We start from the raw sequence: 22,008 nt of genomic DNA, 5'->3' as shown, positions 1-22,008 counted from the left end.
TATCAGCCCTCCTTTTTTTCTTTTCTTGATGGAACAATATTAATAAAAAGTTCCACCACAATTACAATAATAAAAATTATTGTTGACAATGCCCACAACGCAGTCTTTATCTGTGTCTGTGAACCTTTTGTTGCATTTACGACATAGGTGCTTATAGTATCGAATGTAGCAGGTTTTGTATATGTTGCAACAAAATAATCGTCAAGCGACAGTGTAACAGCCATAACAAAACCTGATAAAATTCCTGAAGCAATCTGTGGAATTATAACTTTAAACAACGCATATGCAGGAGTTGCTCCAAGGTCAAGAGCTGCCTCATACAGGCTCGGGTCCATCTGTTTTAATTTAGGCACTACTGCAAGATATACAAATGGTGCACTTAACACAACATGACCTGCAACCAGAGGTATATACGTATCTTTGCTCACTCCGAACACAACAACTATAAGGATACATATTGAAAATCCCGTTACCACATCGGCATTTACAACAGGCACCTGATTAAGAACCGACAATGTATTTCTCACTCTCTTTTTTGAATAAAAAGCACCAACAGCACCTGTAGTTCCAAGTATTGTTGCAATTGCCGCACTGCCAAATGCAAGAAGTATTGATCCGAATATCATATGCTGCAATTCCGGTGTTGTAAAAAGTGTCACATAATTCTGAAATGAGAATGCATGTATTGCTCCAATGTTTGATGCATCAGTAAAACTGTACACTGCAAGCACAAGTATCGGCACATACATAAACAGAAGCACAAGGCTGATAACTGCATATTTTAATATTTTTTTAATCACAATAATGCACCTCCTCTGCCGCTTTCTTCTGAATCACTATCACCTGAAATAAGCGAGACGATACAGATAATAATTAAAAGAATCAATGCAATCATTGAACCATTATGCCAGTCATATGCACTGAAATAGCTTCCAATCAGACTGCCCATGATATATGTGCTGTTATAAAGCATATCAAGAACTACATAGTTAGTCATTGCCGGAAGAAATACCATTGAAACTCCGCTCACAATTCCCGGCACCGACAATGGGAATATAACTTTTATAAATGTCTGAAAATTATCAGCACCAAGGTCTGCAGCCGCTTCAATAAGGCTCTTATCGAGCTTTGACAATGTTGTATACAATGGCAGAATCATAAACGGAAGAAAATCATAAGTCATTCCGATTACAGTATTTAAAAACGGATAAAAAGCAAGATTTCCTTCTATAAGTGAAAGTATCTCTTTTAAAGCTGTAATTCTTAATGTAAAATTAATCCACATCGGCATAACAAAAAGAAGTAGAATAACTGCTTTACGCTTAATTTTGCTATGTGCAAGTATATAGGCAACCGGATATGCAATTAAAAGGCACACCAGCGTTGTCACTATTGCAAGAACAAAGCTGTAACACAGTGTTCCAAGCGTATTAGGGTCTGTGAAAAAATTAAGCAGATTTGTAATGCTGAACTTTCCCGAACCATCCGTAAACGCATAATATACAAGCACTAATAACGGTGCTGCTACAAAAAGGACTAAAAATAAACCATATGGAATACCCAGCTGTTTACGTGAAAACATATTTTTCATCTCCGTAAATCCTCCTGTTTTACTTCTTTATCTGGAATTTCATCTTATCCTCAGGCATTATAAGCCCAACCTGGTCATCCATATTCCACAGATATTCATCATCTACGATAAGGTCATGCCCATATTCATCACGAATAACATAACTGTAATGGTCACCTTTATATATAAGATCAATAATTTTTCCCGAAACAAGACCGGCATCCGTCTCATCACTCATCTTTATATCATAAGGCTGCAACGAAACTATTACTTTTATCTTTGACACATCAACTGTCTCACCATTTTCATCAACAAGAATGCCGTCTTTCATATGAGACTTCGGAACAATATCAGCCAGATTGCAATTAATGACTTTTCCGTTAAAATCAAGTGTATAATCGCTGTTGACCGTTGTAACAAAACTTGTTGTATGATCCTCTGCCATCATTACATGAATTCCGTCAGGTTCAAGCTGCATGCCTACTTTATCTCCAACCTTATAACACTTAGTCGTCCTAATTACCATCTCATATTTTCCTGATTCAATAGTAATCTCATAGTGCATTCCCTTAAATATTACAGATACAACCTCACCTGATATTGCTCCTTCCTCAGGTTTTGTTATTATTACATCTTCAGGTCTGACAACGACATCGACAAGTGTTCCTTCAGGCAAATCATCCATTCCGGCAAATTCACCACCGCAGAAACGTACTTTCATATTCTTAGTCATAATTCCCTTGAAAATATTGCTCTCACCGATAAAGTCAGCAACGAACGCATTCTGTGGTTCATTATATATATCCTCCGGCGTTCCTATCTGCTGGATTTTACCTTCTGATAAAACAACTATTTTATCTGACATAGTAAGTGCTTCTTCCTGGTCGTGTGTAACATAAATAAATGTAATACCAAGCCTGTCATGCATATTTTTAAGTTCAAGCTGCATCTCTTTACGCATTTTTAAATCAAGTGCACCGAGAGGCTCATCAAGCATTAGTATCTCCGGTTCATTTACCAGTGCTCTTGCAATTGCAATTCGCTGCTGCTGTCCGCCTGAAAGTGTGGAAATCTTTCTGTTTTCAAATCCTTCAAGGTCAACTATTGAAAGAACACGCTTCACTTTTTTCTTTATTTCGTCTTTAGATAATTTTTTTAACTTCAGACCAAATGCAATATTGTCATAAATATTCATATGCGGAAACAACGCATAACGCTGAAACACTGTATTTATCGGTCTCTTATTTGCCGGAAGCTGTGATATATCCTCACCATTGAGAAGAATCTTTCCGCTTGACGGCATCTCAAAACCTGCAATCATCCTGAGTGTTGTCGTTTTTCCACATCCTGATGATCCCAAAAACGTTACAAATTCACCTCTTTTTACCTCTAGATTAAAATCATCAACCGCCTTAAAACCATTGTCATCATATACTTTACATATATTTTTAAGTTCAATAATATTCTTTGCTTTTTCCTCCATAATATCCTCCGGATTAATTGTATTTATTTGTATTATTTATTTGAAATATATATTTATCTTAGTAACTTCGCTATCGGTTCCGACCCTTATTGCAGGACCGTACACTCCTATTCCCGACGTCACAACACTATACATATTATCAATCTTTTTTACTCCGTAATAATTCTCCCACGCAAACGGCTGAACAACCGTAAGAGGAAAAAACTGCCCCGCATGAGTGTGCCCGCTAAGAAGCACGTCAACACCTGACTGTGCATTTTGACGGAGCTTGTCGGGTTCATGATTTATCACTATAACAGGCTTATTCATATCACATTCTGATAACAGTTCATCTAACGGTTTTCTGTTCTTTGTACCGTCTCCCGGCTTTTCTTCGTCAAGTCTGCCGACAAGATTTATTTTTCCGTCCGCAATCTGAATGACATCGTCAAGCAATACATTAATTCCCGCCGATTCCAGAAACGGCTTCATTCTGTCATCTCGAAATGCCCTGTATGCAGACGATACCGAAAATCCTCCGACAAGCGTTTCTGTCACATCATGGTTTCCGAATACCGCATACGAACCGTATTTTGCATTTACCCCGCTTATAATCTGTGAAAGCCTGTCAGGGTCATCGAGTGCATCATAATCGTTGTCAAATATATCTCCTGCATATATTACCACATCGGGATTTAAAGCATTTATTCGTTTTACCATTTTTTCCATGTCTTTACAGCCTATGCTGTATCCGAGATGTAAATCGGCAACAAGAACAACATTAAGACCGTCCAATCCGTCAACATGCTTTTCAATACTGACATCATACTCTTTTGTCGTCATATTTCTTGCATGAATCGTTCCGTATATTGTAAATCCAAAACTTGAAACCGTCACCGCCGCACCTATTATCAATGCACCATATCTTTTTTTCAGTATGGGAATTTCTTTCTTTTTATTTATAAGCTTTAATATTAAAACTATTATATCTGAAGCAGCTATATAAGTAAGAAGATAAATAAGAAATCCCAGCCACACATTTCCCGCACGATGAACTGAGGTCTGTATTCTTCCCGACGGAAGAAATGCACCGAAAAATATCGTTGATGCTGCAATACAGTATAATGCAACACAGATTCCCTGTACACCTCTGTGCTTAAAAAGCGGCGTAACAATTTTAAACCAATAAATAATTCTGTGTAAAACATACACGCCTACGATAAAGTAGACAAAAAGCATCAGCCATTTTAACATAATTTAATTACCTGTATTCCCCAATTTTTAACAAAACCCTTGTTTTCAATTTTACACTTATATTGCCGATGTAACAAGAATTTTTTTCAAACTGCGAAAAATACCCGTTTGATTAATATTATTATTGTGTTATTATAATGAAAACAAAAAATTTATATTTAGGAGAAAAACAATGCCTGTTTATGATTCAGAAAGTATAGCAAATTCAAAATCAAAATTTGAATGTACATATAAAACATTTACTTCCAACAACCAGACAGCCACACCTGATGCACCAATCCTTGTTCTCGATAACCTGTCCGTAGCATTTACAAATGACTGTGTAGGAACATTTACGAATCCTTACCGAAAAACTGCGTTCACAATGCAGACGCCTGACGGAGATGTATTCAGTAATATTCTTCTTATCGACTCACGTTTTGAAAGCCTTATAAGATGGCTTGGGGAAAATAAGATAAAAGTGAAACTTACAGGTGAAAATACTGCACGAGGATATGCTGTATACAAAATACGTGAAATTGCATATAACAACAGCCAGAAACTTTCGTCTGAAGACGGATTTTTACAGTTTATGATTGAAAGACTACTTGAAAGCAGTGCTTTATCAGAAAATATTTCAGATGACGAGCTTGACGAATCAGGCGACAGCATGAAGGTTACAAGCCTTACAAGCATATCTGATTTCCTTAACTGTGCGGGAATTACCCTCCCTGAAAATATCAGGCTGTGGGCGAGAAGAAATCTTGCGGTTGCACGTTCCAACGAAGTTACTCCCGAAGAAAAACGCCATGCTCAGAGAGCTTTGTCAATAATGCTTAACATCAAATGGAAAAGCAATTATTTTGAAGCAATCGACCCTGATGAAGCACGTCGTATTCTTGATGAAGAATTATTCGGAATGGAACGTGTAAAACAACGTATTATTGAAACAATCATTCAGATTAACCGTACACATACGCTTCCTGCATACGGAATACTTCTTGTTGGTCCTGCAGGAACAGGTAAATCACAGATTGCCTACCTTATCGCCAAGATTTTAAAGCTTCCGTGGTCTACACTTGACATGAGTTCAATCAACGATGCCGAACAGCTTACGGGAAGTTCAAGAATCTACTCTAACGCAAAACCGGGTATTATAATGGAAGCATTTAATATGGCAGGCGAATCTAACCTTGTATTTATTATCAATGAGCTTGATAAAGCCACATCAGGCAACGGAAACGGCAACCCTGCCGACGTACTTCTCACACTCCTTGATAACCTCGGATTTACAGACAATTATATGGAATGTCTCATTCCTACATCAGGTGTATATCCAATTGCCACAGCAAACTACAAAGACCAGATTAGTGCACCGCTTCTTTCACGTTTTGCGATTATTGACATACCTGACTACACAAGGGAAGAAAAGAAAACTATATTTGTCGAATACTCTCTTCCTAAGGTATTAAAACGAATCGGTCTTAAAGAAAACGAGTGCCGTGTGCTTGATGACGCACTTGATACTGTGCTTGACATATTCAAAGACACAACAGGTATCCGTGACCTTGAGCAGGCTGCAGAGCACATCGCCGCACATGCACTTTACTTAATCGAAGTAGAGCACAAAACGGAAGTTGTATACAATGCGGATATGGTAAAAGAGCTGTTTAATTAATATTACAGACGTGTATGCCACCATGCAAACCGTAATTTGCAAATTCTGCTTCGGTCAGCGTCATAACAGAAATATTGCACAAAAAGGTGAGCCCCTAGAAAGGCTCACCTTTTAATATATTTTTAGACATATAGGACAAAATGTGTTGATAAAACCGCATTTGCAGTTACTTGTTTACGGAAGTTTTGTACTCTTCTTCACCGCATAATCGTCTGATGAATATTTAACACTTTCATTTTCTGTATATGTATCGTTAAATCGTTCGTCATTCTGACCATAAACCTGCCCCGATTCTGTACTGTCAGCTTTTTGACGATTTGCATAATGCGAACTTACAAAATAATACGATGTACCGACAACTGTCGATGCCAATACTATTATTCCTGCCGCAATAATCCCTACGCGTGTCTTTCTTCCCATAAAACCTCCTTTAATTATAGAATTATATTTTTGCTGTTTAAATTATACAATTATTTTTTTGTTTTATCAAGCATATATATTTTTTATTTTCCCATGCACTTTATTTCTCACAAATATGTAACATATAACCTGCATGACTATCGTAATCCCCCATGACGCCGGATATGAAATAAACAACACATACAGCGAACGGTTTGACGGAAATACCGCATATATCCATAAAACTCTCATTCCGACTGTTCCGATTACAGACAAAATCATCGGTACGGCCGAATAGCCCATGCCTCGCAGTGCTCCAGGGAACAAATCCATTATTCCGCACAGAAAATACGGAACTGTAGTTATTGACAATATTTCAAGCCCACATTTTATAACCTCGGCATCGGACGTATAAATTCTTAATATATAATTTCCAAAAAAATATGCACTACAACCGATTATAAGCGATACCGCCACGGTGAGAATCATGCAGTCAGCAAGAACCCTGTCCATTCTTTTGTATTTACCGACACCGTAATTCTGGCTCGTAAAGCTCATACATGCCTGTGTGACTGAATTGATTGACTGATAAAGGAAACCCAGAATATTGTTCGCCGCCGTATATCCCGCCATCGCAACAGAACCGAACGAATTAACTGATGACTGCAACAGTACATTTGAAAAATTAATTACCGTACTCTGTATTCCCGCAGGAACTCCTACCTGAAATATCTGAATCATATACTTTTTGTTTATTTTTAATTTTGAAAATCTAAGCTGATAGCTTCCCTCTGATTTATAAAGGCAACGCAATACAAGAATACATGAAATCATCTGTGATATTACAGTTGCCACAGCAACACCGACCACGGACAGACTGAAACCTATTACAAGAATAAGGTTTAGCACCGCATTAATGCATCCCGATACAATAAGAAACATAAGCGGTCTTTTTGTATCGCCAACGGCTCTAAGCACAGCCGCACCATAGTTATAAAGCATGAAAAACGGCATGCCGATAAAATATATTCTCATATACAATGCTGCCTGACCTATTACATCTTCAGGCGTATCCATAAGTTCCAATGCCCCTTTTGAAAATATAAGTCCTACAAAAGCCATGATTAATCCGCTTATAATTGCAATGGCTATTGCCGTATGAACCGTATCTGACATCTCTTTTTCTTTTCCCGCCGCATAAAATCTTGCAGCAAGAACATTTGCCCCAAGTGAAATTCCTATAAAAAGATTCGTGAATACGTTAATAAGTGCCGTCGTTGAGCCAACCGCAGCCAACGCCCGGCTTCCGCTAAATCGTCCCACAACTATAATATCAACCGCATTAAACATGAGCTGTAACATGCCCGACAGCATTAACGGCAGGGCAAACGAAATCAGCTTATCCATTATCGTTCCGTTACACATATCAATTTCATATTTATTCTTTTTCACTCGTTTCTCCTAACTTATATCTGTTTTTCTTCACATTTTTCGCACGCCTATTATAACACCGATTTTCAAAATGTCCATATACTCATTAACTAAAACGACCGCATCAGGCAAAAAATCCGACAGACAAGCCATACAGCCCTCTGCCGGATTTTTCTTAAATAAAGTAAAATTAGGAAAGAATTATTTATATGAATTTATCTTACTTTCTTACAAGTCCGTTTTTTCCTGTTTTTTTAATTCCATAAACACAAGCTCCTGCAAGTCCGCCTGATATTGCAAGAAGTGCGGCATATAAACCAAATGGTGTTGTATCACCTGTATTTGTCTGATTACCTGCTGTATCAGCACTGCCGCCATTTCCTGTATCACCTGTGTTTGAATTGTCACCGCCCTGGTCTGTACCGCCGTTGTCAGGTGTATCAGCAGGGTCTGTAGGAATTTCTGGGAATCCATTAGCAAGGTAACCCTTCCATGTGTCATATCCTGTTGCGATAAGTTCATCACAAAGATTGTTATCATAGTAAGAAATTGTTGTACGTGTTGAATAAAGAATTAAATCTTTATTGTTAATTTTTGACTGGCCAACCTTATTACCGTCAAGATTGAATAAATCATATACATTTACATATTTCTGATCTGCTCTTGTCGGGTCAACATCTGAATATAACGGACGATATGAATCATTTGCTTCATCATAAACATAGTTTGATGCCCATGTTCCGTTTCCATCTACAAAATATACATCAAATCCGTTGTTCATAGATGTATCTTTTACAACTTCCTGCTCTTTATCGGCAATCTTAACATCTTTAAGCCAGCTGTAAGCACTCTCTACGGCATCCTTTACTGCCTGTGACGGATTATGGATTGTCATAAGATAATCAACCACGGCTTTTGTTGTGTATGAACTTACAGACGCTCTTTCATATGTACGTCCCATTGTGACTTTGCCAGCTTTGTCATACTGTGATGCCCAGCCCGCTTTTTTGTTATTATTGCTTATTTGTGAAGCAACGATAAAATCATTTCCTTTTTCTACAGCTGACTTGATTGCGTCAACATTCATTGCTTTTCTTGCAAATACATAATTTTGATTATTTAATACGGCAATGTCGCTTAAAAGTGTGAGAACTTCTGTCATTGCACTATTTCCGACTTCAATATTTCCGTTAAATCCGCTTCCGCCGTTTGGCTGCATTGTCCATCCGCCGTTATCAAGCTGTGTTGAAAGAAGGAATTTAATACCTTTTATAAATGCATCCTGATATTTTGAATCTTCAGGCTTATTTTCCGTAATATACTTTGCAAGATATTTTAACTCCGCTGTAGTTGCACCGTTTTCAATGCTTGAAGCACCTTTAAGGCTTCCGAGAGACGCTCCTGTCTGTGCCATTTCAAAATTATCAGGAAGTACAGCAAATCCGCCGTCTTCATTCTGCAAAGCTACGATTGTGTCTGCTGCTGTCGTATCAAGTGATGCTGTACCTGCAAGCAACGCATCATAACGTATTCCATAACCCTTTGAAGATGTCTCATATGAAGGTACAACATCTGTTTTCATAACAGGAACTGCTGCATAAAAGCTGTTTGCCATTTTTGTGTCTTTATACATATCAGCACCGAATATATCAAGTACATATGCAACAGGAAGATATACAACATTATAATCTTCTGTTAAATATGTATTCATATCAGCATATGTATCTTTTGCATTTACTTTTACAGGTTTCTGCTCATCTGTTAATGCACCTGTTTTAACATTTCCGTTAATTTCAACATCTGTTGAACCGATTGTTAATTTTACAGTTGTATTATTCATGCTTACTGTAATTTTATCGCCATCCTCTTTATAATCGGCTCCGATATAAGCAAACATATTTTTCATCGGTGCCATAAGATTGCTTGTATCAGGTTTTGGATTTGTGGCATTACCTGTCGCAAGAACATTGACATTGGAATCAAGCCATACTCTCTGATAATCATCAATTAAAAATACAGGATCATCTGTATTAAACCATACTCTTCTTACAACCATGTTTGAGAAATCATAGCTTCCTCTTGTTACAGTTGCGGCACTTACAGGCATAACAGCAAGCGGTGCTGTAAGAACCGTAAGCATAGACGCAGCGGCAACTGCGACAACCGCTTTTTTTATAGTCTTTTTTATATTTCGTTTCATTTTAGCCTCCATTTATGTAAATACTAATCACATATTAAATGCACCAATTACTCGCCAAGTGCCTTTTTCCAAGCATCATATATGGTCTTTGCTTTTGTATCAGCACCAGTTCTTACATATGAATAACCGATTCTTCTCTCACACATGCCATAATTCATGCTAAGCTGTGCCACTGAATCTCTTCCTGCGAATATCTCGTAGAACTTATTGCTTGTGAGCTTATTCTTCATCTGTTCCTCAGTGAAACCGTAATATTTACCAGTTGTATCAAGTCCGTAGAATCGTCCGAACTGCTTTGTTGTACTTCCATCTTTTAAGAAAAGTCTGTCTGTACCGAGTTCTCTTGTTCTGTCGGAAATGTTGTATATACCATAGCCTGTAATACCTACCGAATTAATCCAGTTTACATAACTTGTGATTGCCTCTTTTACCGCATCACTTGGATTTACAATATTTGCAAGAACTTTTACCATTGTAAGGCTCTCGTCAGGAGATACTGAAGGAAGCTCGAATGCTCGTCCGCCCGCAGGAACCGGGTCAACCGCATCAGGTTCATACTGCTGTGCCCATCCTGTCTTAGTTCCGTCGATTACAACCTGTGCCCTGATTACAAAATCAAGACCTTTATCCCATACTGACTTCAATGTATCGTGCTTGATGCCGAGTTCGAGAACATAAGGATTTGTCTGGTTCTTAATCTCTTCTCTTGCCCATGCGTAATCTTCACACAGTTCACTGTCTGTAAGACCGCTGTCATTTGAAAGTGCATATATTGATTCCATGAGGTCAGGCATCGCATTATCATTAAATGTGATATTCTTGAAATATCCTACACCATAAGGATAATACTGTGGCCATCCTCCGTTGTCATTCTGTGCGTCACACATATATTTTGCAGCTTTCCAGAAACCTTTTTCAATAGTTGAAAGCTCTGTCGAATATCCCGCAAATAATGTAGGATTTTCTTTTGAAAGACGTATAATTCTTGATAAGAATTTCATGTGTCCATGTGTTGCACCATTATCAACTGTCGAATATCCCTTTGTATACAATCTTGCAAATGAATCTTCAAGCAAATCATATTCTGTATTTGTCTTTGCCCATCCACCGTCATCATTCTGATATACAGGGTCTACAACATTAAGACCTGCCTTAATCATATTGGCAACATTGGTCTTAACCTGCTCAGAAGTAAGCTTTGTAGAATCAAGTCTTGCTTTCATCTTGCTGTATGTATTAGAATTAGACTCCATCTTCTTTGTTGTGTAATCAGATTTTGAATTAACTACAGGAGATGCTGCTGCATCCGATGCGTAAAAAGCAAATGCCATTTCAAGCCTGTGCATTGCATCATTCCATACAACATTGCCACCAAGTGCTTCAGCAGTAAATTTTACAGGAAGATAGCATGCGTAGTAATCGCTTCCGTCTGCATTTTTCTCTCCATCAATCTTTTTAAAATAAGGAGCAACTTCGCTTCTCATATTAAGTGTCTTTGTATCTGTTCCGTTTTTAAGCTCAGCAGTTGTACTGCCTGCTTTCATTGTAAGTGTAAGTCCATTATATGTAATAACAATATTTCCCGTGGAAACATCTGCATCAACATGACCTGTAATATCTTCGAGCGAACACTTCATAGGTGCCATCATTCCCTCGGCATTGCCTTCTCCGAGAACCATATCAGCCTTGATAAGAAGTCCTTTTTCAATCTCCTCTGGTCCCCACTTATTGCCGTCCTTTTTTGTATAACGGTTAGGCTCATACTCTCCTATGGCAAGGAATCGCAAAACAAGATCTCCCAATTCAACCTGTTCACCGTCTGCTGCATATACAGTATCAACTTTGGAAAGACCTGAAAGTGCACCAGCTGTAGGAACACTAATAAACGCTCCCGCCAGCATTGTTGTGCATAATCCAAGCGTAACCAATGACTTAGTAACTTTTCGCATTTTTTACTGCCTCCTTATGAGTTTTTGTGAATATTTTATGACTTCATATATAAATTTGTTACCAAAAACATACTACCAATTATCTGCAAAATAAATTATAATTTACATAAAATAAGGACTTTTATAAAAAGTATCGTTATAAGTCCTGATTAAAAATTCTAAAGATTAAAAAGTGAGGATTATATAGTATGTTAGAAAAAATCAGTAAAGACTTTGTAATTGACCATAGAACCCGACATGTTGAAGGATTGCCTCCTCTTTCACATTCACATCAGTTTAATGAAATATACTTTTTGCAGTCAGGTAAATGCCATGTTTATATAGAAAATGAAAAATATACCCTTGAAGACGGAAGTGTTCTGTTTATTCCTGCTTTTAAAGAGCATACATTTGTATATTATGATACAGTGGATGTAAAAAGAACAGTCTTATACATATCAACAGAACAGCTCAATTGGTATTTTGACGATAATTTTAAGGAAGAAATCGACAATCTTTTCATAAACCGCCATATAAAGTTGTCAAGAAAGAGTTTTTCTAATCTTTCTTCATTATTTGAAAAAATCCAGTTTGAAAAGTATAATATTGATAATCTTTCTGCCCCTCTCACAAAGGCTTATTTTTTTGAAATGATTATTTACATTATAAGATGCCACCGATACAATGATGAAATCATTAAGAAAACTGACCTGTCCAATATCACTACCGGCGAGATTCTTCATTATATAGATGACAATTACGGAAATGACCTGACCCTTCCTGGACTTGCAAAGAAATTCGGACTCAGTGAATCAGGGCTGTCAAAGAAAATAAAAGCATTCACAAACATGACATTTAAGGAATATCTGACAAAAACAAGGATTGAAGCCGCCAAATCCCTGCTAATTTCTTCAGAAAAAAGCATCACAGAAATCGCTGTGCTGTGTGGTTACAACAGCAGCAACTTTTTCGGTGATGTCTTTAAGAAAAATATGGGAATGTCGCCAAGCAGTTATAAAAAAATGCTTACAATGAATTAGACATTGCAATCTGCTCAGGAGTTATCGGCAGTTCATAAAAACGTTTTCCTGCTGCATGGCTTAATGCATCTGTAATTGCAGGAAGCGGTGTATTAATTACTACTTCACCTATCGATTTTGCACCAAATGGACCTGCGTTTTCATAACTGCTCTCAAACTCAACATTAATATGTCCAATATCCATTCTAGATGGTATTTTATATTGTAAGAAAGAGTTTTCATATAGTTTTCCTTTATCTGAATATGTGATATTTTCTGACATTGCCATTCCAATTCCCTGCAAAATGCCACCTTCTGCCTGTACTCTTGCAAGATTTGGATTGACCGGAGTTCCACAATCTACACATGCATCATATTCAACAATATGGCTCTCACCTGTAAGCAGATCAACTTCAACTTCTGCTGCACCAACCATAAATGGTGGCGGCGAGATTGGTGATGAATGAGTATTAGTAACAGAAAGTGATATATCATTTCCGCACATTGATGCTGTGGCAATATCTGCAAGTGTTACACTCTTATCTTTATTATTGCCTGATTCACATATTACTTTGCTGCCATCGAATTTAACATCACATTTATTGCATCCAAGTATTTTTGCACCGAGCGTTTCAATTCTGTCACGTAATTCTAATGCACAATTTTCAACAGCCTTACCGGTTATATAAGTTGTACTTGATGCATATGAACCTGAATCATAAGGTGAAATATCAGTATCTGCACCAAATACGCTTATATCATCAGTATTACATTCAAGAACTTCTGCTGCAATCTGTGCAAGTATGGTATCACAACCTGTACCCATATCAGCTGCACCTATGTTCATTGTATAGACACCTTCATCATTCAGCTTTAAAGTTGCACTTCCTACATCTACGCCGGAAATACCAGAACCCTGCATTGCCATTCCCATTCCAACATAACGGGCTTTTGTATCGGAAATTTTACGCATAGGATATTTTTCATCCCACTTTATCATTTCTTTAACTTTTAAAAGACATTTGTCCAATGCACAGCTTGTATTTACCTGTCCATAATAAGCCGGCATTACATCTCCCTCTTTTACTATATTCTTCAATCTTATTTCAAATGGATCCATATGAAGAATATCTGCCAGTTCATTTACTGCAGATTCTACAGCAAAAAGTCCCTGCGTTGCACCATACCCTCTATATGCACCAGCTGACATAACATTAGTGTATACAACATCACTTACAAAACGAAATGCTTCTGCCTTTCCATAAAGTGGAATTGATTTATGCCCTGAAAGTCCGACCGTAGTTGGTCCGTGCTCACCATATGCCCCAGTATTTGACAATGTGTACAAATCTATCCCTTTTACTATGCCATCTTTTGTTGCACCAAGTCTTACATGCATCTGCATCTCATGTCTTGGTGATGATGCTGACAATGATTCTTTTCTCGAAAAAATAATCTTTGAAGGCTTTTTTGTCATCCAAGTTACAAATGCAGGATATATCTCTGAAACAGACGTCTGCTTTGCTCCAAAACCACCACCAATCCTAGGCTTTGTAACTCTTATCATTGATGGCGAAATTCCAAGTGCATGTGATATGATTCTTCTGCAGTGGAATACAATCTGTGTTGAGCTTACAACATGAAGTCTGCCATATGTATCTATTGTGCAAAACGTCCTGAAAGTCTCCATCATACTCTGCTGGCATGCTTTTGTATGATATGTTCTGTCAATAACAACATCACACTCATTCAGGACTTTATCTATATCTCCATTACCACTCTCATCATGTGCACAAAGATTTCTTTTGTTATCAGCTCCGACAGGACAAAGTGATTCCCAGTTATCTTCCGGATGAACGAGAATTTTATTATCTTTCGCTTTAGTAAAATCTAGTACAGGTTCGAGTACTTCATATTCTACTTTTATAAGCTTCATTGCCTTATCAACACACTTTTCATCAACCCCGGCAACAATAGCAACAGGATCCCCTATAAATCTTACATGTCTGTCAAGTATGAGCCTGTCATACGGACTTGGCTCAGGATATGTCTGTCCGGCACATGTAAAACGTTTCATATTCTGGTCAATATCTTTATATGTAAAAACTGCCTCTATTCCAGGTACTTTCATTGCTATATCCGCATTAATATTCTTAATGACAGCATTAGCATAAGGAGAACGCAACAACTTCACAATAAGACAGTCATCTGGTGCAATATCATCTGTATACACAGGCTTTCCAAGCAGAAGCTGCATCGCATCTTTTTTTCGTATAGCTTTATTAACTGCTTTCATTACTGTAACTCCTTTTCTTTTTTAGCTTTAATATAATTAAGAATTCCTCTAAGCTGCCCTTCGTAACCTGAACACCTGCAGAGATTTCCTGACAGATATTCTCTAATTTCATTTTCATCCGGATATGGATTTTCTCTGAAAAGTGCAATTGCATTCATAACAAATCCCGGATTGCAAAAACCACACTGTTCAGCTCCCTGGTCTGCTATAAAAGTTACAAATTCAGAAGCCTCTTCCTGAATACCTTCAAGCGTTGTTACACTGCATTTATCCGCTCTTACAGCAAGAACTGAACATGAAAGAACAGGTTTTTCATCAAGAAACACTGTGCACAGACCACAATTAGAAGTTTCACAGCCGCATTTTACACTATAGCATCCGTGTTTTCTCACAAAATCATAAAGTGTCATATCAGCGGCTATGTCAGATACGACAGATTTTCCATTTAATTTAATATTAACTAACATATATTCTCCCATCTGAATCTCAATTATTTATTAATATTTATTAAAGCTCTTTTTGTAAGAACACCTGCGAGATGGCTTCTATAACCGGCACTTCCACGCATATTTCCCTGTGTTGGCAGATTTTTTTCAACAAAATCAGCAAATTTTTCTATTGATTCTTCACTAATTCCAGATGAAAGTATGTCATGAGTATCTTTAACAATAACAGCCTTCCCAGGTCGTGCACCTATACAAATATTACATAAACCTGTATCTGCAAACTTTACTCCTGAACATGTCAATACAGGCAAATCAGTTTCAGTAATTCTCACTGCTTCATAAAACATATGCACCGGTCTTTTCTTTACAATAATATTTATAATAATATCATTGTCATAGCTTCGACCAGCATAGTCTTCAAGCCTGACAATACCTTCCTTATACAATTCAACATAAGAATCTAATCCAATCAGAAGTGTAAGCACATCTGAGAAACCGTATCTTCCAAATACACTTCCGCCAACTGTCGCAAGATTCCTGAACTGAACCCCGACAATATGTCTTAAAGCTTCTTTTACACATCCACCGGTATATTGATTAAATCCATCATGAACTTCCAACTGTCTTAATGTTACCATACATCCAATTCTAAATTCATCATCATTTTCTTCAATTCTATCAAGTCCAAGTCCTGACAAATCGATTGCTGTATTTATTCTGCTATCGCCCATACGCATCCACATCATACCGCCAATAATTTTGTTATTCTTTTTCTGGTTAAGCTCATAAGCTTCTTCAAGACTTTCAACTTTAATATAATTCTGTATATTAAGCATAAAAACTCCAATCTTTTAATTTTGCAGTATTCTGCATTTAACTGTTATAAATATAACGGCTTGTAAAAATATTGTCAATCTGATAAACTCTATTTGCTAAATTAAATTAATGAAAGGATTTTAATAATGAAATTTTTCAAAAAAATATCAGCTGTCGCATTATCGATGATTATGCTTGTCTCTGTCACTGCATGCAACTTTTCACATTCTGACAGCAATGATAAAAACACAACAGAAAATACTACATCTGCTTTTGAAATCATGTCTAATTTCAACGAAATCGGTGTAAGTTACCCTCTCACTGTTACAGACCAGGCTGGAAGAACTGTAACATTTGATAAAGCTCCTGAAAAAATTGCTTCTTCATACTATATTTCAACAAGTCTTCTTATCGCACTGGGATTAACAGATAAGCTCGTTGGTATTGAAGCAAAAGCAAACACACGAAATATATATAAACTTGCTGCTCCTTCAGCAGTAAATCTGCCTAATATGGGAACTGCAAAAGAATTTAATACAGAAGCATGCGTTGCAGCTGCTCCTGATGTAGTATTTCTTCCGATGAAATTAAAAAAAGCTGCCGATACACTTGATGAACTTGGTATTAAGGCAGTTGTTGTAAATCCTGAAGATCAGTCACTTTTAAAGGAATGCATAACTTTAGCTGGAAAAATAACTAATACATATGGAAGAGCTACTGCTCTTAATAATTCAATAGATACATTTTTAACAAGTACAAAAAACGAAGTTGCAGATGAAAAAGCCCCATCTGTATATCTTGCCGGCAACAGTTCTGTTCTGTCAACAGCAGGCAGTCATATGTATCAGGATACGCTTCTTACAAATGCCGGTGGAAAAAATGTTGCATCTGAACTTACAGATACTTATTGGGCAAATGTTTCTTACGAACAGATTCTTGCATGGAATCCTGAATATATTATTATAGCTGCTGATGCATCATACTCTGTTGACGATGTATTAAATGATGCCAATCTTGCAAACTGCACAGCAATTAAAAATAAAAATGTTGTAAAGCTTCCAAATGATATTGAAGCATGGGACTCTCCGGTACCAGGAAGTTTTCTCGGCAGTATTTATATTGCACATATCCTTCATCCTGATAAAATAACAAAAGATTTCTACGAATCATGCGTAACAGAATTTTATAAAAATTTCTATGGATTTACACCTTCAAAATAATACGGGAATGATTTATGTTAAAAATCACTAACTACAAAAACAAAATTATATTTTTATCTGTTATATGGGTACTGCTTCTTATTGCAGTATCCATATGGTCAGTTTTTACAGGACAATATCCACTTACAATAAAAGGATTGCTGGACGGCGATAAAATGATGCTTATGGTGTTTTTCCGTCTCCGCTTACCACGTGTAATTATGGGAATTATTGGTGGGTTTGGTCTCTCAATTGCCGGTTATGTTTACCAGCTGGTATTTAAAAATCCTCTTGCATCGCCTGATATTGCAGGTGTTTCATCCGGGGCAAGTGCCGGTGCAGCATTTGCTATCGTTGCAGTTTCAGCTTCAGCACCATTTATTTCAATATGTGCATTTGCAGGAGGTCTAATTGCACTTTCGATTACACTTCTTACAGCATATGCAGTTCCGGGAAAAAACAGATACACCATAATACTTACAGGTATTGCAATCCACTCTGTTGCACAGACAATTCTTATGTTTTTAAAACTTGCTGCTGACCCGGAAAAACAGCTTGCATCCATAGAATATTGGATTATGGGAAGTCTCAATGGTATATCTATCGACAGTATTGCTATTCCCTTTTTTATAACATTTATTGGTTTCTTTATTATACTTTTACTATACAGGCAAATTCTAATACTATCTATCAATGAAGATGAAGCAGCTTCTTTAGGTGTAAATGTCACAATATTCAGATTCATTATACTGATTACAGCGACGTTAATAGTTTCATCAATAATATGTGTAACCGGTCTCATAAGTTTTATCGGTCTTATAGCCCCACATATTGCCAGACTGCTCACTGGAAGAAATGACCGTTTCACATACATTTCAAGTGGTTTTGCCGGCACTATTATAATGACTCTTTCAGATATTTTTGCAAGAAGTTTATCATCATCCGAACTTCCTGTAAGTATATTTACATCTGTTATTGGGGCACCGCTGCTTATAATTCTTCTTATAAAATCAAACAAAAAGGAGGATTTGTAATGCCTGATTTAATCGTTCCAACACTTGATATATCAGATGTATCTGTATACTATGGTCATAAATGTGCTGTTGAAAATGTAAGCTTTAATGCACATTCTGGACATATTTATGCTATTATCGGAAATAATGGATGTGGCAAAACTTCCCTTATGAAAGCTGTTATGAATCTTACCGGTCACAATGGCATATGCAGACTTAACGGAAAAACACTGGAAAAAATGTCAGTAAAAAAAAGAGCCCGGTTAATAAGCTATATACCGCAGAAAACCGGAATAAATATAAGTATGACGGTAAGAGAAGTATGTCTTTTAGGATTTAATCCACATCTTCGGATATTTGAATCATACAGCAGTAATATGAGACAGAAGGTTGATAAAGCTATCGATTCTGTAGGGCTTGCCGGTTTATACAACACTGATTTTTTAACTTTAAGTGAAGGGCAGAAACAGTTATGCATACTTGCAAGAACGCTTATAGAAGATACTCCTCTTCTGCTTCTTGATGAACCCGACAGTGCTCTTGATTTTGCAAATCGACATATGCTTATGAAGCATATAACTCATATTTCAAGAAATAATAAATGTGTAATAATGTGTATCCACAGTCCTGAACTGGCACTTGAATACAGCGATGTAATATTTCTTATGAAAAACGGAAAAATCATATCTGATATTGATGTCCATACAGCAGATATTACAGAAATCAATGAAAAAATGTCATTTTTATATAGTAATATTAATGTAGTTGAATGTGCCGATGCTAACGGTAGATTACACAAAACAGTTCTTTCATTATAAAGGATGGGATTATTATGAATAATTTTTATATGGATGCTTCAGCGGTCCTTAATTTTTACAATATAACCGGCAAGAAACATCTTTTTATTACAGGTTGCAAGGGCAGTGGCAAATCAACTCTTTTAAATAATTTATGCGTACTTTTAAATGAAAATTTTGATTTTTTGCGAAGTTACAAAACCATGAAACCTGAAGTAGTTATAAAATCTAATCTTATTGAAAATGCACGTGAATATACAATAGGCACTCCACTAACCGCAAACCCTGATTCTTTATCAAAAGGCAATAACATGAAAGCCGTACAAGAAGGTTTTCTTAAATGTGCCATACCGGCTATCCGTTCACACATTGACAATTCAAATAATAGATTTTTTGTTATTGATGAACTCGGATATCTTGAAAGTTCCTGCATTCAATTCCAGACTTCTATATTTGAACTTCTGAACAGTTCACATGTATTAGCTATAATAAGGAAACAGTCAACATCTTTTCTTGACAAAATACGTTCACGAAAAGATGTACTTCTTATAGATATAGACACTATATTCAATAACCTCTCATGCATTATCATGGCCTCAGGCATGTCAAAAAGATTTGGTCATAATAAGCTGACTGCTGACTTTAATGGAAAAACGCTTATTGAAAATGCTATATCAGAAAGCCGCTTTGTAAATTTTAAAGACTGTATTGTTGTGACACGCCACAACGATGTAGCCGATATATGCAGACATGAAAATATACATTTTATAAAACATGATATGCCATACAGAAATGACATGATACGTATCGGCGTGACACATATTATTAATAATTCATATTCTGGTGGAATTTTATTTCTGCCAGCAGATCAACCATTAATAAAAAGAACAAGCCTACAACTTCTTTGTCTTTTATTTGTTTATCATAATGATAAAATATGCAGACTTAGTTTTAACGGAAATGCCGGCTCTCCATGTATATTTCCATCTCATTATTTTAACGAACTTTTAAATCTCCCAGAACACAAAGGTGGCGGATTTCTTATTAAAAAATATCCTGCACAGGTCATTGCTGTTCCTGCACAGGATAAATATGAATTATATGATATTGACACACCGGATGATATTATTCGTCTTTCGGCAATATCACATTAAGTATTATTGCAACAAATGCTGCCGGAACAATACCAGATTCACCAAATATAAGCTGGACTGCCTGTGGTGTATGTGAAAGAATTGCCGGACTGACTCCCATACCATAACCTACTCCAAGTGCAACTGAAACTATAGAAAGTCTTCTTGCATTTAGAGATTCTTTAGTTATAAGCTGAATACCGCTTACTATAATTGATGAGAACATCATAACTGCAGCACCTCCAAGTACAGATTGAGGCATAATTGAAATTAATGCACCTAGTTTTGGAATAAGTCCACAGAGTATAAGAAAAACAGCTCCTGAAGCAAGTGCTATTCTGTTAACAACCTTTGTCATTGCAACAAGACCAACATTCTGGCTAAATGATGTATTAGGAAGAACGCCAAACAATGCTGCCAGTGTTGAACCGATACCATCACACATAACACCGCCTGAAAGTTCCTTGTCTGTTGCTTCTCTTTGCATTCCACCTTCCATAACACCCGAAATATCACCAACTGTTTCTACCGCTGTAACAACAAACATAACAAGTACCGGCAAAATTGCTCTCAGGTCAAATACAGGTTTTATCGGCATAAACTTTGGAATTGCAATCCATTTTGCCTCTGCAACTTTGTTCCAGTTAAGCACCCATGACTTTGTATATTCTACTCCATCAGCAGAAACTGCTGTATGTGGAAGAACTAATCCCATAATAAATGCAACAATATAACCAACTATAATTCCAATAAGTATAGCTGATGAACTAATATATCCTTTCGTCCAATGTTTAAAAAACAATATCACTACAAGGACAACAAAAGCCAGAAAAAGATTTTCCAAAGAGCCAAAATCTTTAGCTGAATTTCCACCTCCAAAAGAATTAATACCAACTGATATAAGTGACAAACCTATAGATAAAACTACAGTTCCTGTCACTACTGATGGAAAAAATCTTCTCAAAGGTTTAATAAATGCTCCAAGTACAGTCTCAAACAAGCCTCCTATAATAGATGCCCCCATCAGTGCTCCATAAGCTAATACTCCACCGCCCATAATTTTAGTTACACTGCTGAATACTCCTATAAATCCGGAACTTGTACCCATAATAATAGGTACTTTTCCACCTATTGGTCCAATTGCAAATAACTGAATAAGTGTTACAATACCGGCTATAATCATCGCATTCTGTAAAAGTGCAACCTGAACAGATGCATATTCACTTCCTGCACCAATCCCGCATGCACCGGTTATAATAAGAAGCGGTGTAAGATTACCAACAAACATCGCCATAACATGCTGAAGTCCAAGTGGTATTGCCTGCTTCAATGGAAGCTTTCCATTAAAATCATATGCCTCCGGCATAAGTTCGCTAATTTTTTTCATA

General features: G+C 36.8%; 18 protein-coding genes. 6 read left to right on the top strand and 12 right to left on the bottom strand.

Annotation, left to right across the window (positions count from 1 at the left end; translation table 11 throughout):
* Positions 1 to 2: 2 nt before the first annotated feature.
* Genes WMO38_RS04535 through WMO38_RS04520 form a run of 4 tightly spaced genes read right to left on the bottom strand, consistent with a single transcriptional unit; the run spans position 3 to position 4,286 of the window.
* Entirely contained in the window at positions 3 to 797 is a 795-nt protein-coding gene (locus tag WMO38_RS04535) for an ABC transporter permease (protein ID WP_435390981.1), read from the bottom strand.
* Positions 797 to 1,591, bottom strand: a complete 795-nt coding sequence (locus WMO38_RS04530) for an ABC transporter permease (RefSeq protein WP_186836690.1) — start codon at positions 1,589 to 1,591, stop codon at positions 797 to 799. The genes WMO38_RS04535 and WMO38_RS04530 overlap by 1 nt, the downstream gene beginning before the upstream one ends.
* Before the next feature lie 19 nt (positions 1,592 to 1,610).
* On the bottom strand, positions 1,611 to 3,053 hold the full coding sequence (locus tag WMO38_RS04525; RefSeq protein ID WP_349161696.1) for an ABC transporter ATP-binding protein: 1,443 nt from the start codon (positions 3,051 to 3,053) through the stop codon (positions 1,611 to 1,613).
* Between the two features lie 36 nt (positions 3,054 to 3,089).
* Complete coding sequence (locus tag WMO38_RS04520) at positions 3,090 to 4,286, bottom strand: metallophosphoesterase (protein ID WP_349161694.1); 1,197 nt, start codon at positions 4,284 to 4,286, stop codon at positions 3,090 to 3,092.
* Positions 4,287 to 4,458: 172 nt separating this feature from the next.
* Here WMO38_RS04520 and WMO38_RS04515 point away from each other — a divergent pair, with 172 nt between their 5' ends.
* Complete coding sequence (locus tag WMO38_RS04515; protein WP_349161693.1) at positions 4,459 to 5,943, top strand: AAA family ATPase; 1,485 nt, start codon at positions 4,459 to 4,461, stop codon at positions 5,941 to 5,943.
* A gap of 174 nt (positions 5,944 to 6,117) precedes the next feature.
* Here WMO38_RS04515 and WMO38_RS04510 read toward each other — a convergent pair whose 3' ends face one another.
* The 4 genes from WMO38_RS04510 to WMO38_RS04495 all read right to left on the bottom strand — a co-directional run bounded on the left by WMO38_RS04510 (position 6,118) and on the right by WMO38_RS04495 (position 11,922).
* Entirely contained in the window at positions 6,118 to 6,363 is a 246-nt protein-coding gene (locus tag WMO38_RS04510) for a hypothetical protein (protein WP_349161691.1), read from the bottom strand.
* A gap of 66 nt (positions 6,364 to 6,429) precedes the next feature.
* Positions 6,430 to 7,767: an MATE family efflux transporter gene (locus WMO38_RS04505; protein WP_349161776.1), complete on the bottom strand. Its 1,338-nt coding sequence runs from the start codon at positions 7,765 to 7,767 to the stop codon at positions 6,430 to 6,432.
* Between the two features lie 226 nt (positions 7,768 to 7,993).
* Positions 7,994 to 9,973 carry a pectate lyase gene (locus tag WMO38_RS04500; RefSeq protein WP_349161690.1) on the bottom strand — a complete coding sequence of 660 codons (1,980 nt, stop codon included), beginning with the start codon at positions 9,971 to 9,973 and terminating at the stop codon, positions 7,994 to 7,996.
* A 47-nt stretch (positions 9,974 to 10,020) separates the two neighbouring features.
* Positions 10,021 to 11,922 (bottom strand): pectate lyase, encoded by a 1,902-nt coding sequence (locus WMO38_RS04495; RefSeq protein ID WP_349161689.1) that lies wholly within the window; start codon positions 11,920 to 11,922, stop codon positions 10,021 to 10,023.
* 188 nt (positions 11,923 to 12,110) lie between these two features.
* Between WMO38_RS04495 and WMO38_RS04490 the strand changes: the two genes are divergently transcribed.
* Positions 12,111 to 12,941, top strand: coding sequence for an AraC family transcriptional regulator (locus tag WMO38_RS04490; RefSeq protein WP_349161687.1), 831 nt, complete (start codon positions 12,111 to 12,113; stop codon positions 12,939 to 12,941).
* Here WMO38_RS04490 and WMO38_RS04485 read toward each other — a convergent pair.
* From WMO38_RS04485 to WMO38_RS04475, 3 genes are read right to left on the bottom strand one after another with little or no spacing between them, the layout of a single operon-like run.
* A complete protein-coding gene (locus tag WMO38_RS04485; RefSeq protein WP_349161686.1) occupies positions 12,928 to 15,216 on the bottom strand; it encodes a xanthine dehydrogenase family protein molybdopterin-binding subunit in 2,289 nt (762 codons plus the stop codon). The two genes, WMO38_RS04490 and WMO38_RS04485, sit on opposite strands and share 14 nt — an antisense overlap.
* Positions 15,216 to 15,683 carry a (2Fe-2S)-binding protein gene (locus WMO38_RS04480; RefSeq protein WP_349161685.1) on the bottom strand — a complete coding sequence of 156 codons (468 nt, stop codon included), beginning with the start codon at positions 15,681 to 15,683 and terminating at the stop codon, positions 15,216 to 15,218. Before WMO38_RS04480 ends, WMO38_RS04485 begins: the two co-directional genes overlap by 1 nt.
* A gap of 23 nt (positions 15,684 to 15,706) precedes the next feature.
* The gene (locus WMO38_RS04475; RefSeq protein WP_349161683.1) at positions 15,707 to 16,498 is read right to left on the bottom strand and encodes an FAD binding domain-containing protein; all 792 of its coding nucleotides are present in this window, start codon (positions 16,496 to 16,498) and stop codon (positions 15,707 to 15,709) included.
* Between the two features lie 126 nt (positions 16,499 to 16,624).
* Here WMO38_RS04475 and WMO38_RS04470 point away from each other — a divergent pair, with 126 nt between their 5' ends.
* Genes WMO38_RS04470 through WMO38_RS04455 form a run of 4 tightly spaced genes read left to right on the top strand, consistent with a single transcriptional unit; the run spans position 16,625 to position 20,641 of the window.
* Positions 16,625 to 17,698, top strand: coding sequence for an ABC transporter substrate-binding protein (locus tag WMO38_RS04470; protein ID WP_349161682.1), 1,074 nt, complete (start codon positions 16,625 to 16,627; stop codon positions 17,696 to 17,698).
* A 14-nt stretch (positions 17,699 to 17,712) separates the two neighbouring features.
* Positions 17,713 to 18,711, top strand: a complete 999-nt coding sequence (locus WMO38_RS04465) for a FecCD family ABC transporter permease (RefSeq protein WP_349161680.1) — start codon at positions 17,713 to 17,715, stop codon at positions 18,709 to 18,711.
* Complete coding sequence (locus WMO38_RS04460; protein ID WP_349161679.1) at positions 18,711 to 19,508, top strand: ABC transporter ATP-binding protein; 798 nt, start codon at positions 18,711 to 18,713, stop codon at positions 19,506 to 19,508. The genes WMO38_RS04465 and WMO38_RS04460 overlap by 1 nt, the downstream gene beginning before the upstream one ends.
* Before the next feature lie 14 nt (positions 19,509 to 19,522).
* Positions 19,523 to 20,641, top strand: a complete 1,119-nt coding sequence (locus tag WMO38_RS04455) for an NTP transferase domain-containing protein (protein WP_349161677.1) — start codon at positions 19,523 to 19,525, stop codon at positions 20,639 to 20,641.
* On the opposite strand, the gene WMO38_RS04450 is transcribed toward WMO38_RS04455, so the two are convergent.
* Positions 20,613 to 22,007, bottom strand: a complete 1,395-nt coding sequence (locus WMO38_RS04450) for a uracil-xanthine permease family protein (RefSeq protein ID WP_349161675.1) — start codon at positions 22,005 to 22,007, stop codon at positions 20,613 to 20,615. The two genes, WMO38_RS04455 and WMO38_RS04450, sit on opposite strands and share 29 nt — an antisense overlap.
* Between the last annotated feature and the right edge of the window lies 1 nt (position 22,008).

The organism is Lachnospira hominis (ex Hitch et al. 2025) (assembly GCF_040096395.1).
Lineage (GTDB): Bacteria > Bacillota > Clostridia > Lachnospirales > Lachnospiraceae > Lachnospira > Lachnospira hominis.
Note: the sequence above shows the minus strand (reverse complement) of the source record. Positions and strands in the feature narration are given on the sequence as shown.